The 15,222-nt window shown below is 72.5% G+C and carries 12 protein-coding genes; 9 read left to right on the top strand and 3 right to left on the bottom strand.

Going from position 1 to position 15,222, the window contains the following annotated elements:
- Positions 1–425 precede the first annotated feature (425 nt).
- Both ACWD10_RS14860 and ACWD10_RS14865 read right to left on the bottom strand, forming a co-directional pair.
- Complete coding sequence (locus tag ACWD10_RS14860) at positions 426–1,655, bottom strand: PucR family transcriptional regulator (protein WP_451090775.1); 1,230 nt, start codon at positions 1,653–1,655, stop codon at positions 426–428.
- A 5-nt stretch (positions 1,656–1,660) separates the two neighbouring features.
- Positions 1,661–1,858: a hypothetical protein gene (locus ACWD10_RS14865; RefSeq protein WP_451091098.1), complete on the bottom strand. Its 198-nt coding sequence runs from the start codon at positions 1,856–1,858 to the stop codon at positions 1,661–1,663.
- A gap of 255 nt (positions 1,859–2,113) precedes the next feature.
- On the opposite strand from ACWD10_RS14865, the gene ACWD10_RS14870 reads away from it, so the two are divergent.
- From ACWD10_RS14870 to ACWD10_RS14910, 9 genes are all read left to right on the top strand, one after another.
- A complete protein-coding gene (locus tag ACWD10_RS14870) occupies positions 2,114–3,073 on the top strand; it encodes a DUF3068 domain-containing protein (RefSeq protein ID WP_451090777.1) in 960 nt (319 codons plus the stop codon).
- Between the two features lie 350 nt (positions 3,074–3,423).
- Positions 3,424–4,608 carry a glycosyltransferase family 4 protein gene (locus ACWD10_RS14875; protein ID WP_451090779.1) on the top strand — a complete coding sequence of 395 codons (1,185 nt, stop codon included), beginning with the start codon at positions 3,424–3,426 and terminating at the stop codon, positions 4,606–4,608.
- A gap of 3 nt (positions 4,609–4,611) precedes the next feature.
- Entirely contained in the window at positions 4,612–5,445 is an 834-nt protein-coding gene (locus tag ACWD10_RS14880) for a class I SAM-dependent methyltransferase (RefSeq protein ID WP_451090781.1), read from the top strand.
- Positions 5,442–10,115 carry an alpha-(1->3)-arabinofuranosyltransferase domain-containing protein gene (locus ACWD10_RS14885; protein WP_451090783.1) on the top strand — a complete coding sequence of 1,558 codons (4,674 nt, stop codon included), beginning with the start codon at positions 5,442–5,444 and terminating at the stop codon, positions 10,113–10,115. Before ACWD10_RS14880 ends, ACWD10_RS14885 begins: the two co-directional genes overlap by 4 nt.
- Positions 10,116–10,332: 217 nt before the next feature.
- Positions 10,333–11,679 (top strand): condensation protein, encoded by a 1,347-nt coding sequence (locus tag ACWD10_RS14890; protein WP_451090785.1) that lies wholly within the window; start codon positions 10,333–10,335, stop codon positions 11,677–11,679.
- Positions 11,676–12,452, top strand: coding sequence for a class I SAM-dependent methyltransferase (locus ACWD10_RS14895; protein ID WP_451090787.1), 777 nt, complete (start codon positions 11,676–11,678; stop codon positions 12,450–12,452). The genes ACWD10_RS14890 and ACWD10_RS14895 overlap by 4 nt, the downstream gene beginning before the upstream one ends.
- 14 nt (positions 12,453–12,466) lie before the next feature.
- Entirely contained in the window at positions 12,467–13,411 is a 945-nt protein-coding gene (locus ACWD10_RS14900; RefSeq protein WP_451090789.1) for a hypothetical protein, read from the top strand.
- The gene (locus tag ACWD10_RS14905; RefSeq protein WP_451090791.1) at positions 13,408–13,683 is read left to right on the top strand and encodes a Trm112 family protein; all 276 of its coding nucleotides are present in this window, start codon (positions 13,408–13,410) and stop codon (positions 13,681–13,683) included. Before ACWD10_RS14900 ends, ACWD10_RS14905 begins: the two co-directional genes overlap by 4 nt.
- Positions 13,680–14,576, top strand: coding sequence for an FkbM family methyltransferase (locus tag ACWD10_RS14910; protein WP_451090793.1), 897 nt, complete (start codon positions 13,680–13,682; stop codon positions 14,574–14,576). Before ACWD10_RS14905 ends, ACWD10_RS14910 begins: the two co-directional genes overlap by 4 nt.
- Here the strand turns inward: ACWD10_RS14910 and ACWD10_RS14915 are convergent.
- Positions 14,503–15,162 (bottom strand): DUF4360 domain-containing protein, encoded by a 660-nt coding sequence (locus tag ACWD10_RS14915; RefSeq protein ID WP_451090795.1) that lies wholly within the window; start codon positions 15,160–15,162, stop codon positions 14,503–14,505. The genes ACWD10_RS14910 and ACWD10_RS14915 overlap by 74 nt on opposite strands.
- Positions 15,163–15,222: the final 60 nt, after the last annotated feature.

Raw genomic sequence — 15,222 nt, forward strand, 5'->3', positions numbered from 1 at the left:
TGCGGTCGGGCAACAGCGGCTCGATCCTGGCCCACTGCGCATCACTCAACGACACACCAGACCAACGATCTGATGATCCGAGAGAAACGGCCTAGGGGGCGAAGCCCCAAAGGGGGTCTGGAGCGAAGTCCCCGGTGGGGGTCTGGGGCGAAACCCCCGACGGGGGTCCCGGGGCGAAACCCCCGGCAGGGTCCCGGGGCAAAGCCCCCGACGGGGATCCGGAGCGAAACCCCCAGCAGGGATCCCGGAGCAAAACCCCCGGCAGGGATCCCGAGGCGAAACCCCGACGGGGATCCCGGGGCAAAGCCCCCGGCAGCGATCCGGGGCCGCAAGCCCCCAGTTTCGGGAAGGGGCGGGTCAGGGGAAAGGTCCGCTGGACAGGGCCTAGGGGCGGCGTTTTTCGGAGGGCGTGGCGCCCGCCCGGCTCAGCCAGCGCCCAGCGCACCCCTCAACCGCTGGGCCCGCAGGACCAGTTCCAGTTCGAAGCGGCGGTCCGGGTCGTCGACATCGTCGCCCCAGAGTTCCCGGATCTGGCGCAGCCGGTAGCGGACCGTCTGGGGGTGTACGCCGAGGCGGGTGGCGACCTCGGGGGCGCCGCCGCGGGTTTCCAGCCAGGCGAGCAGGGTCTCGGCGAGGCGGCGGCCGTGGGCCGGGCCGCAGTGGGTGAGCGGGGCGAGGCAGCGGCGGGCCAGGTCGTCGATGAGCTCCTCGGGCTGGAGCAGGACCAGGGCCTCGGTGTGTTCCGTGCAGGACAGGACCTCGCCGGAGGGCAGCAGCTCGCGCTCCATCAGGCCGACCGCGGCCTGAGCCCAGCGCAGCGACTTGGCCGCGTCGGCGAGCGGCACCGGCGGGCCGATGGCGCCGGACCAGCCCGCCATGGACCGGCGAAGCAGCTCCGAGCGGCCCGCGGCGTCCGGTTCGGGGACGACCATGCGGGGCTGTTCCGGCTCCATGTCGAGCAGGACATCCTGTCCGACGGCGGGTGCGACGGCCTCCCGGGCGGGCCGCAGGAGCACCCCGACGGCGACCCGGGCGGGCAGCGGCCAGCCGATCCGGGCGGCCCGTTCCCGGAGGGCCTCCGTCGGGTCCGTGCGGTGCTCGGCGAGCAGCAGCTCCATCAACTTGCGCTGCAGACGGAGGCGTTCGCCCGCACGTCGGGCCGCGGCCTCGGCGTAGCCGCGTACGGATTGATCCACCAGGCCGTCCAGATACTCGAAGCCCGCCTCGGCCAGCTCGTACATGGCGGGTGGCGGGATCTCCACCTCCTGGCCGAGCTCGGCCAGGCGCCGCCAGGCCAGGCGTACGCCGAGCCGGTAGACGGCCTGGAGCGAGTCGAGGGTGCGGCCGTGCAGGCCCTCGCCGCGGCCGAACTCCTGGAAGACCTCCGGGTGGTAGCGCGGCCGGTCCTCGGAGAGCGCGAGCTGCTGGACGAAGCCCTCCAGTGCGCGGCGGATGCCGATCAGGGCCATGGGCTCGCCGGAGTCGTCGAGGACGAGCGGCAGCTGCGGGTGCTCACGGCGGATCTGGCGCAGGATGTCCTCGGCGAGCTGGGGCACCTCGTCCATGGCGAGGGCCGCGAACCGCTGGATCTTGAGCCGGGAGACCTCGCGCCAGGCGGAGCGGGCAGCGGAGGGGGCAAGGTGGGCCGCGCGCATCCTCGTCAACGCTCCTGCTGCGCCGTCTCGTAGGTGATCAACGGTGTGTTGGGCTGTTCCGGGGTGGCGTTCAGGAGCGCCACGATGCCGACGGCCGCGCCCACGGCGAGGGCGGCGGCGCAGGCCGCGGTGAGCGCGGCGGCGAGCAGTCTGTGCATGGCGGGGTCAGCCTCTCTGCTGCGGCTCAATGGATCCTTGGTCATGGATCCTTGGTCATGGATCGCTGGTCAACGGATCCCTGGTCAACGGATCGTTGCGGATGACTGTGATCACTTGTCACGGCCGACCCCACTCGGCAATGGCCCAGTGTTGGCCTTCCATTGACAGCGCGTCAAGAGTGCGCCTAAGTTCCCGGGCCACGGTGCGTGTTCCCGCGGTGAGTTCGCTCGGTGGTTCCGTCCGGTGAGTTCCTTCGGTGGTTCTTCACTCAGGTCGCCACGAGCCCTTGGAGTGCCCTCATGCGCCGTACCGCCTCGCCGCTGTCTCTGATCCTGTTCGGCGTCGGCGTCTTTCTGCTCGTCCTGGCCCCGATGCTGGCGTGGTACGTCGAGCCACGCGCCAAGCGCACCCCGGTGGACGTCGACCAGACCACCGTCTTCACCGGCCGGGGCTCCTACTTCGACACCGACAAGGTCAAGACGGTGCACGACAAGCACCTCACCGTGACCCGGCAGGTGCGCGGCGACGTCGCGGACAGCACCAAGGAGCACGCGGTCTGGGACGTGTCCACCTCGGTCGACCCGGACAAGTCGCTGCCCGCGGCCGACCCGCACGACTCGTTGCAGTGGACCACGGAGCGCTGGGTCACCGACCGGAAGACCAACCGGCCGGTGCACTGCTGCGACGAGGAGCCCTACTTCGAGGGCGAGGCGTACCTGAAGTTCCCGTTCGACGTGGAGCGGCGCTCGTACCGCTGGTGGGACAACACCCTTGGTGCGACCGTGCCGTTGAAGTACCGCGGCGTGGTCGAGGTCCACGGCTACCCGGGGCTGCGCTTCACCGGCACCGTGAAGGCCACGAAGACCGGGACGCGGCAGGTGCCCGGCCGGCTCGTGGGGTCGAAAGCTGCCCAGGTCCTGGCCGAGGAGTGGTACGCCAACCACGGCATCGAGCTGGTCGCCGACCAGCGCACCGGCCGGATCATCTACGCCCAGATCGGCCCCCGCAAGACGCTCCGCAAACCGGGTTCCGACAAGGACGCCGTGGTGCTCCTCGACAGCGAGAAGATCGCGTTCACCGAGCGGACACAGAAGCAGCAGGTGGCGCTCGCGGACAACGACAGCGGCCGCCTCAAGCTGGTCGGCGAGACGCTGCCGCTCGGGACCGCCGGGCTCGGCCTGCTGCTCGCGGCGGTGGGGAGCGTTCTCGTCGTACGGGGACGAGTGCGGCCAACCGACCAGGAACACTCCACGATGTGATGACGCGTCAGTGCCAGAAGAGGGGAAAGTTGTCACGCCGGTGAGTAGCCGCAGCGAACAGTGCGGCGAAAACTATCCACCCCCACCGAATGAACACAGCGGATCCACAGCCAGGCACAGGCCCCACAGAACCCCACACCGACCGGCCCGGCACCGGATGACAGCGCACCTCCGCACGGCGGCACCACCTTGCGTACCACCCTGCACGGCAGCACGTTTACGTACGCAGTACCACCCTGCACGCCCGCACAACCGGCACCACCGGCACCACCAGCACCGCAGCACCACCGGAACGCCCAGCACCGCACCCCCCCACAAGTTCCGCACCCCGAGATCGAGTTGGAGCACGAATGCCCCAGCACGTACCTCCACCGCTGCGCACCACAAACCTCCCGGAGGCTCTCCCCCAAGACCCGCCCGGCGCGCTGCCCCAGCAAGGCCCCCCAGGCCCACAGCACCTTCCGCATCCGCGCCGCATCGTGTTCCTCTCCCGCCGCGACCTCGGCAACCCGGCCGCGGGCGGCTCCGAACTCCTCGTCGACCAGCTGGCCGAGGGCCTGACCCGGCGCGGCCACCAGGTCACGCTCCTGTGCGGCGGCCCGGCCGCGTACCGCGACTACCGGGTGGTGTCGGCGGGCGGCGATCTCGGGCACTACTTTCGGGCGCGGTCGGCCTTCGCCCGCCAGGTCGGCGACTGCGACCTGCTCGTCGAGGTCTGCAACGGCATGCCGTACCTCGCGCCGCTGTGGCACGACGGCCCCACGCTCTGTCTGGTCAACCATGTGCACACCGACCTGTGGGGGATGCGCTATCCGGGCCCCGCGGCCCGGCTCGGCAGACGCCTCGAACACTGGGCGCTCTCCGGGGCGCAGCGCGGCAATCTGCTCGTCGCCGTCTCCCCGTCCACGGCCGAGGCGCTGCGCGCCATCGGGGTCCCCGGCGACCGGATCCGCGTGGTGCACAACGGCGTCGACGAGCCGGGACCGCTCGAACCGCGCTCCGAGGAGCCGCTGTTCCTGGCGATGGGCCGACTGGTCGAGTACAAGCGGATCGATCTGCTCCTTCGGCTGTGGGAGCGGGTCAGGCCGGTCACCGGCGGGCGTCTCGTGATCGTCGGGGACGGTCCTGAGCGCGGCCGTCTGGAACAACTCGCCGGTCCCGGCGTGCAGTTCACCGGGCATGTGTCCGAGGCGGAGAAGCACCGGCTGCTCTGCGCCGCCTGGCTGCTGCTCCATCCTTCCGCCGTCGAGGGGTGGGGTCTGGTCGTCACGGAGGCCGCAACGCGTTCGACCCCGGCGATCGGCTTCGACGTGCCGGGCCTGCGGGACTCGGTCGAGGACGGGGTGACCGGGGTGCTCGCGCGCGGCGAGTCGTCCTTCGCCGCCGCCTGGTGCACGCTCGCCCTGTCGACCGAGCGCCGCGAGGCGATGGGCAAGGCGGCCGCGAGCCGGGCCGCGGACTTCCGCTGGGCGAACACCGTGAGCCGGTTCCGCCAGGTCGCCGCCGAAGCGGTCGCCTTCCGGCGGAGGTCGTGAGACATGTTCGCGCATCGCAGGCGCACCGCCACGGGGGCTCCGCCCCCGGACCGCCGGTCCTCAAACTCCCCCACTCTCGGCTCCGCTCGAGCGGGAGGTGCCCCCCGACAGGCTGGTTTCAGGGACCCGTCCCTACGCCGCTCCCTCACCCTGTTCCGCGCCTTCCTGCGCGAGCAGTCCGACCCCGAGCACTGCTACGCGCTACTCGCCCGGGACGCCGCCGACCAGGTCGAGCGGTACGTTCCGCTCGCAGGCCGCACGGTCGTCGACGTCGGCGGCGGCGCCGGGTACTTCACGGCGGAGTTCCGGCGGCGCGGCGCGCAGGGGTTCCTCTTCGAGCCGGACGTACGGGAGTTGGGCGCCAAGGCGCCTGACGGGACGGTCGTCGCGGACGGGTATCTGCTGCCGCTCGCGGACGGCGTCGCCGATGTGGCGTTCTCCTCGAACGTCCTGGAGCACGTCGCCGACCCGGAGACGTTCCTCAGCGAGATGGTGCGGGTCACCCGCCCCGGCGGCCTGATCTACGTCTCCTTCACCAACTGGTACTCGCCGTGGGGCGGCCACGAGTGGGCGCCCTGGCACTATCTGGGCGCCGACCGCGCGAAACAGCGCTTCGAGCGGCGTACCGGCAGACCGGCCAAGCACACCCTCGGCGAGAACCTGCACGCCATCCACATCGGGCCCACCCTGCGCCGGGTGCGGGCCCGCGACGACGTGCGGATCGTCTCGGCCCGATCCCGGTACTGGCCGTTCCTCGCCCAGGGCGTGGCCAAGGTGCCGGGCCTGCGCGAGTTCGCCACCTGGAACCTCCTTCTCATCCTCCGGCGGTGTTCATGACCAGCACGGCCGTCCAGGCCCCGCAACTGCCTCCGCAGACGCCCGACCCGGCCACGGGTACGCGCGCGGGGCCGCCGGAGGAGCCACGCTCGCGGCGGTGGCTGTTCGGCTTCTGGGCCGTGGTGTTCGTGGCGTTTCTCGCGGTGTCGCCGGGCCGGATGACGTTCGAGACCAAGCTGGGCGTGGCCGCCGATCCGTGGAAGTTCCTCGGTGACCTGGGCGAGTTGTGGCACGACCGGGCCGGGTTCGGCGGGATCTTCGACCAGTACATCGGGTACGCCTTCCCGTCGCTGCCGTTCTACGGGCTCGCGGATCTGGCGCAGCTGCCGGTGTGGCTGGCCGAGCGTCTGTGGATGTCGCTGATCGTGGCGACCGCGTTCTGGGGCGCGCTGCGGCTCGCCGAGCGGCTCGGCATCGGGAGTTCGTCGTCGCGGGCGCTCGGGGCGGTGGCGTACGCGCTGTGGCCGACGTTCACCATCGTCGTCGGGTCGACCTCGGCGGCCGCGCTGCCCGGGGCCGTACTGCCGTGGGTGGTACTGCCGTTGACGAACGACCGGGTGAGCGCGCGGGTCGCGGCGCTCCGGTCCGCGCTGATCATCCCGTGCATGGGCGGCGTGAACGCCGCGTCGACGCTGGCGTCGCTGCTGCCCGTCGGCCTGTATCTCCTGTCCCGCCCGGCCGGTCCGCGGCAGCGCAAGCTGATCGCCTGGTGGGTGCCGGGTGTGCTGCTCGCCACCGCCTGGTGGGTCGTCCCGCTGCTGCTGCTCGGCATTCACGGCGAGAACTTCCTGCCGTACGTGGAGTCCGCGCGCACCACGACCGACACCATGTCGGCGACGGAGACGCTGCGCGGCGCCGGGAACTGGGTGGCGTATCTGCACTTCGGCGAGGCCTGGCTGCCGGCCGGGTGGACCGTCGCCACCGGCGGCCTGGTCATCGTCTGCTCGGCGCTCGCCGCCGCGTTCGGCCTGGCCGGGCTCGCGCGCCGCGATCTGCCGGAGCGGCGCTGGCTGGTCCTGACCGTCCTCACGGTCGTCCTGGTCACGATGGCCGGGTACGGCGGGGCGTTCGGGGGGCCGTTCCACGAGACGATGCAGGACTGGCTGGACGGCTGGCTGGTGCCGTTCCGGAACATCTACAAGTTCCAGACGGGCCTGGCGTTGGCGCTCGCGTTCGGGCTGATGCATCTCGTGGGCGTGGCCGCGGTGGCGCGTGGTGCCAGGGCCCGTCTCCCCGATCTCCGTGGGCCCGCGACGCCTGGCACCGCACCCCGCCGCACTGCCGCATCACCCACGTACGCCCAGTACGAGGGCGATACGACAGCACGCCGATGCACGGCACCAGACGCCGCGGGCAGATCCACGAAGACCGGGAAGACGGGCCCTGGGCCGGTGCGCGGGCGGCGGTTCGCGGTGCTCGTCGCGGCCCTGCTCGTGCTGCCCGGGCTCGCGCTGCCGTACGTCAACGGGTCGATCCTCCAGCCGGGCGCGTTCAAGGAGCTGCCCGGGCACTGGAAGTCCACGGCGGCCTGGCTGAAGAAGTACTCGCCGGACTCGCGCGCACTGGTGGTGCCCGCGACCGCGCACGGCATCTACACCTGGGGCTCCCCCATCGACCAGCCCCTCGACGTGCTCGCCGACTCCCGCTGGGCGCAGCGCGACTACGTCCCGTTCGGCACCGCGGGCAACCGGCGCGCCCTGGACGCGGTCGAGCAGGCCCTGCTCACCGGCGGTGAAGTCCCGGGGCTCCAGGACTTCTTGAGCCGCTCCGGGCTGCACTATGTCGTGGTACGGAACGATCTCGATCCGGACCAGCTGGGGTACGTGCCGACGCCGACCGTGAAGCGGACCCTGGAGTCCTCCGGGTACCGGCGGATCACCGGCTTCGGCCCGAAGGTCACCGGCGGCCGGATCGCGGACGACACCCCGGTCCAGGTCGAGGGCCTGTATCCGCGCCAGCAGGCCGTGGAGATCTACGGCCCCGATGAAGACGCTGCCGAGGCACAGCGCCCCGGCCAGGCGGGCCTCAAGCCGGTCGCGGACACGGCCGTGGTCAGCGGCGGCCCCGAGTCCCTGCTGCCGCTCTCCGCCGACCCGACGCTGCGCGACCGCCCGGCCGTTCTGACCGGCGACAACCATCCCGGGCTCGGCAAGGCCCCGCTCCAGGCGGTCGGGGACGGGATGCGCCGCGCCGACACCCGCTTCGGCCTCATCACGTCGAACACGTCGTATCCGTACACACCCGACGAACGGAACCACCCCGAAAGCACCCAGAACCCGGGCGAGCCGCCGAAGCAGATCCTGCCCAAGGGTCTCGACGACATCGAACACCAGACGACGGCCGGGCTGCGCGGCGCGAAGTCCGTGACCGCGTCCTCGTACGGGCACTGGCTGTTCCATCTGCCGCAGTACGACCCGGTGAACGCCTTCGACGGCAACGGGGACACCGCGTGGGCCGAGGGCAGCGCCGCGTCCCCGGACGGCGAGTGGCTGCGGATCGGCTTCGACGGGCCGGTGGAGGTGCCGGACCGGTTCTCGGTGCAGCCACTGCCGCAGAACGGGGTGCGGCCCGCGCCCACCAAGGTGCGGGTGGAGACGGAGCGCGGCAGCGCCGTGTCGAACCTCCAGCCCAACGGGCAGCCGCAGCAGATCAACTCCCCCAGGGGCAGCACCCGTTGGCTGAAGCTCACCATCCTGGACACCGAGTCGCCCCGGCCCGGCCTGTCCGGCGCCGGATTCGCGGAGGTGTCCGTTCCTGATGTCCAGGTGACCCGGCTCCTCGACCTGCCCAAGGACGCCGAGCGCACGGGGAGGGCCCAAGACACCGATGCCGCGACGGCCACCCGCTACTCCCTGCACCGCTCGGCGGGCGCGGGCGGCCTCGACCCGACCGGTGCTGTGTTGTCGGCATACAGCCTGCACCGCCGCTTCGACACCGCCGCCCCGGACACGTACGACCTGACCGCCAAGGCGGTGGCCGTGCCCGGCGAGGCGCTCGACAAGCTGCTGTACGACGTGGCGCCGCAGCCGAAGAAGCGGCTCACCGCGACCGCCGACGCGACCGGCGGGCTCGGCCGCAACCTGTCGCCGCGCAACCTCACGGACGGCGATCTCACCACGGCCTGGATCGCGGGCGGCACCGGCAACTCGGCGGTGATCCACCTGCGGTGGCCCGACAAGAAGCCGGTCGGCGAGATCGTCCTCGCGGCGGCCGGTGGTCTGTCGGCGCGGCCCGAGAAGGTGGAGATCAGCTCCCCGGACGGCGCGGCCACCGCGGGCGTCGACGAGAACGGCCTGGCCCGCTTCGAGCCGATCACCACGGACCGCCTGGACATCACCATCACGAAGACGGCACCGCTGACCCTGCACAACCCGTTCGCCGACGCCAAGACGCAGCTCCCCGTCGGCCTGACCGAGGTCTATCTGCCCGCCCTGGCCGAGTACCGCACCGAGCAGCCCGACCCGGACCGCACCTTCGACCTTGCCTGCGGCGAGGGCCCGCCGCTCGCGGTCGACGGCACGCTGCACGCCACCCGCGTCAAGGGCACGGTCGGCGACCTGCTCGAACGGCGCCCCGTCGACGTGGAGTTGTGCGCGGGCGAGCAGAAGAACGGCCGGGTGAACCTGGGGGCGGGCACGCACACCGTGGAGGCGGGTGACGACGGCCCGCTCGCGGTCACCGATGTGACGCTGACGCGGGGTGAGGTTCCCGAACTCTCCGGTTCTGAACGGGACTTGACGGTACGCGACTGGGCGGGCGATCGCCGCGAACTGTCCGTCGAGGCGGGCCCGGCCTCGTATCTGACGATGTACGAGAACGCCAACGACGGCTGGAAGGCCACCCTCGACGGCGAGAAGCTCACCCCGGTACGGCTCGACGGCTGGCAGCAGGGCTGGCTGATCCCGGACGGCGCGAGCGGCACCGTGAAGCTGGAGTACGAACCGGCCCGCACCTACGAGGCCGGGCTCATCGGGGGCGGTGTGGCGGTGCTGCTCCTGGTGGGGCTCGTGCTCTTCCGGCGGCGTGCGGATGACCGCCGTCAAAGCACAGCCGCGGCCGCCGGTCCGGCTCCGGCGCCGCCCGCGCCCGGACTGCTGCTCGGCACGGTCGCCCTGACGGCCGTGGGCGTGGCGGTCGCCGGATGGTTCGCGGCGCTCGTGCCGGTGCTCGCGGTGGTGGCCTGGCGGCGGCGCGGCCTGCTCGTACCGCTCGCGTTCCTGGCGATGGCCGGGGCGGGGATCGCCGCGGCGCTCGGGGCCGGGGGTGCGGTGACGGCGTCCGCCGGGGCGTTCTCCGCGACGGCTCAACTCCTCGCGGTGGGCGGGCTGTTCGCGGCGCTGGTTTCGGGGCGGCTCGAGGGTGAGCGGGAGGTTGCGGCCCCTGTGGGCGGTGGCGCGACGGGCGAGCCCGGTGGCTCCGGTGCCGCCGAGGGGCCGCCACCGCCGTTGCCGCCGGACGCGCCCGGTGCCGTACCGCCTTTGCCTCGGCGGCAGCGCATTCAAGCCCGGAGTGGGCCCACCGTCTCGGCACGCGGGCCGGACGCCGCCCAGCCCGACCCGCCGACCACGCCGATACCTGTACCGCGTCGCCCGAGGCTCCGGCCGACCCCGCCGACAACCGACGGGGAAGCCGAGGGCCCGGAGGCGAACGAGCCGCGGGAGGGAACTTGAACCCTCCCCCAACTGAAGCAGGGGGCTTCCTGGCTCAGGAAGCCCCGCAGGTCAGCGACCGGCAAGGTCTTACTCCCTCAACACCAGCCGGGTTGGAACCAGCCCGGTTTGGCAGAGCAACGCTCTGGGTGCGCCGTCTTGGTTCTCGATCGGCGCGTGTACGGAGCTTGGTTCTCGCACCGCACGTCGGTCAGCTTAGCCGATGGAAGGAGACTCGGTGACGGCACTCGAACACCCCGCACCACAGCGGCACGGCGACGACGGCCCCGGCAGCCCGGTGCTTCGTGTCCCTTTCCCCGTGGTGGACGAGATCGCCCGGCACTGCCTCCAGGAGGACGAGCCGGAGACCGTCCACATCGAGGTGCACCTGAGCGGGCGCGTCGACGTGGACCGGCTCACCCGCGCCTTCACCGAGGCTCTCAAGCGCCACCCCCGCATCCTGATGCGCGAGGCGCCGGGCCGCTGGTACCGGCGGCGCTACGAGTGGGAGCTCACGCCCGGGCCGGACGTGCCGGTCGTCTCCGTGCCGGAGCCCGGCGCGGACGCCCTGAAACGGGCCCGCGTCCGTGCCCTGGCCGAGGCGCCGCCGCTCTCGCTGTCCCCGCCGGTGCGCCTGGAGGTGGTGCGGGACCCCGCACACGCCGAGGGCTGCGTGCTGTTCCTGGTCATCAACCACACCGCGCTGGACGGCCCGGCCTGCCTGCGCGTCCTCGCCACCGCGGCCGAGCTGTACGGCGGCCGGGACAACGCACCGGCCCCGCCCCCCGCCCGCACCGCCGAGGCCCCGGACACCCCGGTCGACCTGCCGTCCTCCTGGGCGCCGCCCGCGCACATCGCCCCCGGCACGCCGGAACCCTCCCCGGGCAACGGCATGCTGATCGCCGAACTGCCGGTGCCGAGGCGGCCGAAGGGCGCCCCGTACACCGTCAACGACCAGCTCATGGTCGCCACCGCGCTGACGCTCGCGCACTGGAACCGGGAGCGCGGCAGGCCGCCCGGACCCATGCGGATCACCATGCCCGTCGACGACCGGCCGCGCGACGCGCGCATGCCGATCGGCAACGGCACCCGGCTCGTCGAAGTCCCGTTCACGGCCGAGGAGTTGGACGAGGAGGTGAACGAGGAGCGGATTCCTCACCTGCTGCGCGTCACCTCCCTGCGCACCCGCGCCCTCAAGGCCCTGGACCGGCCCCAGCTCGGCCGCGGCGCCGCGCTCCTGACGACACCGGTCCTGCCGGTCGGGCTGCGTGCGGCGGTCACCCGGGGTGTGCGCCGGGCCGCCGCGCCGTGGACCTCCACGACGCTGCTCAGCAACATCGGCCGGGTTCCGTACCCGCTGGACTTCGGCGACGCGGGCCGCGCCCACGCCGTGTGGTTCTCGGCCCCGGCCCGGGTGCCGCGCGGCCTCACGGTGACCACCGCGTCCACGGCGGGCCGCCTCCACCTAGCGCTGCGCTGGTCGCGGACGCTGCTCGGGCCCGCCGACGGGGCCCGCCTGCGCGATCTGTTCGCGCACCACCTGCGGGCCACGGACCACGACGCGACGGAAGGCGAGCGCCGATGACCGCCACCGGCACCAGCGACACCACCGGCACGGCAACGTCCGACCGGCCCCCGGGCCTGCGCGACTTCTACGAGAACCCGGCCGTCCCGGTCGCCTCCGGCGACGCCCGCTCGCTGCGCCAGGCCCGGATGCTCGCCGCCGCCCTCGGCCCGGCCCGCTCCTCCCCCGCGACCGTCCTGGACATCGGCTGCGGCGACGGCACCGCGGCCCGTACCGCCGCGCCGCTGCTCGCCGGGCACCGGGTGATCGGCGTCGACTGGTCGCAGGACGCGCTGCGCCGCGCCCGCTCCCATCTGTCGTACGTCGTACGCGGTGAACTCACCGACGGCGGCCTGCCGCTGGCGACCGGCGCGGCGGACGCGGTCCTGTTCAGCGAGGTCATCGAACATCTCGTCGACCCGGACGGCGCCCTGGACGAGCTGCGCCGCGTGCTGCGCCCCGGCGGCCATCTGCTGCTCTCCACGCCGAACCTGGCCGCCTGGTACAACCGCGCCCTGCTGCTCGCCGGGGTGCAGCCGGTGTTCTCCGAGGTGAGCCTGCGCGGCATCCACGGACGCCCCGGCACCGAGGTCGTGGGCCATCTGCGCCTCTACACCGCCCGCGCGCTGCGGGAGTTCCTGACGGCCTCCGGCTTCGAGGTCGTACGCATGGCCGGGGCCCCCTTCCACGGCGTACCGAGACCCCTGCGGCCCCTGGATCGCCTGGCCTGCGCACGGCCAAGTGCCGCCTCCATCCTGCTGGTTCACGCCCGCACCCCGGCTCGCGGGAGCTGACGGTGTGGTGGGGTGTGGCGGCGGCACTCCTGGCGAACGCGCTGTCCAGCCTCGGTTTCGTCCTGGAGAAACGCGCCCTGGGGTCACTTCCGGCGCTGTCGACGCGCCGCCCGCTGACCCTGCTGCGGCACGTCCTCGGCTCGCCGCTGTGGATCGGCGGCTCGCTGGCGCTGCTCGCCGGGTTCGGGGCGCAGCTCGCCGTCTACCGGACGCTGCCGATCGCGGCGGCGCAGGGCCTCTTCGTCTCGGGTTTGGTCTTGCTCGTACTTCTCTCATCCGTCCTGCTCGGCGAGGAGACCTCGGGCCGGGAGCGGTACGCGCTCGCGGCGATCCTCGCCGCGCTCCTGATGGTGGTGCTCTCCCTGGACGAGTCCGCCGACAAGGTCAGCCTGCACGCGCCGCCCGCCCTGATCCTGCTCGTCTGCGTGCCATCGCTCGCGCTCGGCGTCTGGCTGTACGCCGCCGCCGAGCGCCGCGCGAAGCGGCAGCACCGGCTGCCGACGAACGGCGCCGCGTACGGGGTCGCCGTCGGACTGCTCTACGGCGTCAGCTCGCTGGCGATCAAGGGGATATCGAGCGCGCTGACGCATCTCACGGAGGCGGGTCTCACGGCGGGCCTGGGCCCGGCACTGCGGGACCTGTTCACGTCCCCGTACCCCTATCTCCTCCTCTTCACCTTCCCCTTCGGCCTGGTCATGTCGCAGGCCGCGCTCCAGCGCTCCCGGGCCTCGCTGATCGTGCCCGTGTGTACGACGGTGACGTCCCTGTTCACCGCCGTGCTCGGCACGGTCGCGTTCGGCGAGGCGCTGCCCGAGGAGCCGGTGCGGCTCGCGCTGCGGCTGGCGGGCACGCTGCTCGCCGTAACCGTGCTGATGGCACTCCCCCGCCACGACCCGAAATCCAAACCCTCTACAGAGACCCAACCCCCCGCATCTCCCAAGGAGTTGACCTCTCCATGAACGCCGACGACCCACTCCTGAAGATCCTCGCCTGCCCCCTGGACAAGGGCCGCTTGCTCCTGATCGCGGATGACGGGCCTGACGGGCCTGACGGTCCCACGCCCGAACCGGCGCTCTACAACCCCCGGCTGCGCCGCCGCTACCCCATCGTCGACGGCATTCCGCAACTGCTCCCGTCCTCCGGCGAGCAGGTGCCGGAGGAGGAGCACGAGCGCCTCCTGAAGCTCATGGAAGCCGACGGCACGACCCCGGAGGCGATCGAGACGTCATGACGCTCGCCGCTCGCATCGGCCCGCTGCTGCCCGCCCGGCTCGTCGGCGCGCTGGCGGCGTGGGTGTATCCGCGCTTCGAACCCGAACTGGCCCGGCTCGACGACTTCTGCCCGCCCGACTGCGACACCGCGCTCGACGTCGGCGGCTGGTACGGCCCTTGGTCGCGGCGGCTCGCCGCCCGCTCGCGCCGGGTGCTCGCCGTGGAACCGGTGCCGCACCTGGCCCGGCACCTGGCGGCGGCCACGCCCGGCAACGTCCGGGTGGTCGAGGCCGCCGCCACGGACCGCCCGGGCACGGCCCGCCTCTGGCTGCCGCCCGGCGACCGGGGCGACCGGGGCGTCTCGTCCCTGGTACGCCGGGACATCCACGGCCGCGCCCTGGACGTGACCTGCCTGACCCTGGACGCCCTGGGCGCAGGCGACATGGACAATGCCGGGTCCGGCCGGGTCGACTTCATCAAGATCGACGTGGACGGCAACGAACTGCCCGTCCTCCGCGGCGCCGCCCGCCTCCTGGACCGGGACCGCCCGGCCCTGATTGTCGAACTGGAGGCTCGAATCCAGCCGTTGGCCCCGGTGGTACGGCACCTGGCGGGCCACGGCTACCGGGGCTGGGTGCTGCCCGAGCGGACCTGGGTGCCCCTGGACGACTTCGACCTGGAGCACCACCAGAAGGGCACGGCCCACGTGGCGCAGCGCGGACTCCTGCGCCGGGTCGGCCCGTTCGCGGGTCCGCGCTACGTCAACTCGGTCCTGTTCCTGCCGGACGGGCGGCGGCCCGGCCGGCAGGAGCGGCGGACTCCCGCTGGGGCTCGGGCTGCTACCTGGGGCATTCCTTCCACGCCCAGTGGTACACCGTCGAGATATCACCGTCCGTCGAGTCCATCGTCATGAACGACGTCTTCGACGGGTCGGACGTCCCCGCGTCCACGCGCAGCTCGGTGTTGATGTTGAAGTTCCGCTCTTCGCCGCACGGCTTCCACACCAGCTGCGCCCAGTCCGTCTCGTCCGTGGCCTGCCAGTTGTCCCCGTACGGCCCGTCGAAGGAGTGCGAGATCGAGCCCGTTTCCGGTGACCCCTGGAAGTAGTACGAGGCCTTCTCGGTGCCCTTGGCGCCGGGCTGGAGCGAGGCGAAGCCCCGGTAGTCCGCGCTGGCGATCGCGTACGTGAAGCCCTGCGGCACGTGCACGATCAGGTTGAGCTGGCAGTTCTTGCGGAAGTCGGTCGGGGACGAGGAGCCGCCCGCCTGGGCCAGGTAGTCGCTGTAGGTCACGGTGAAGGCCGTGTTGTCCTCGGAGACGGCCACCGCGGCGGTGCCCTTCGGACAGCCCGAGCCGTTGACCGTGGCGATCTCGATCACGATCTTGTCCGGGGGCGGATTGGTGATCCCGGACGACTGCGCCGAAGCCATGCTCGACGCGGGCAGCGACGCGGCGAACAGAGCGGCTGTAGCGCCGCTCACGAAAAGTCCACGAGCCATGTTTCTCCCATTCCGGTGCATAGGGCCCGGACGGCCCGCCTGTACGGGGTACTTGGGCAG

This window comes from Streptomyces sp. NPDC002851 (assembly GCF_053591935.1).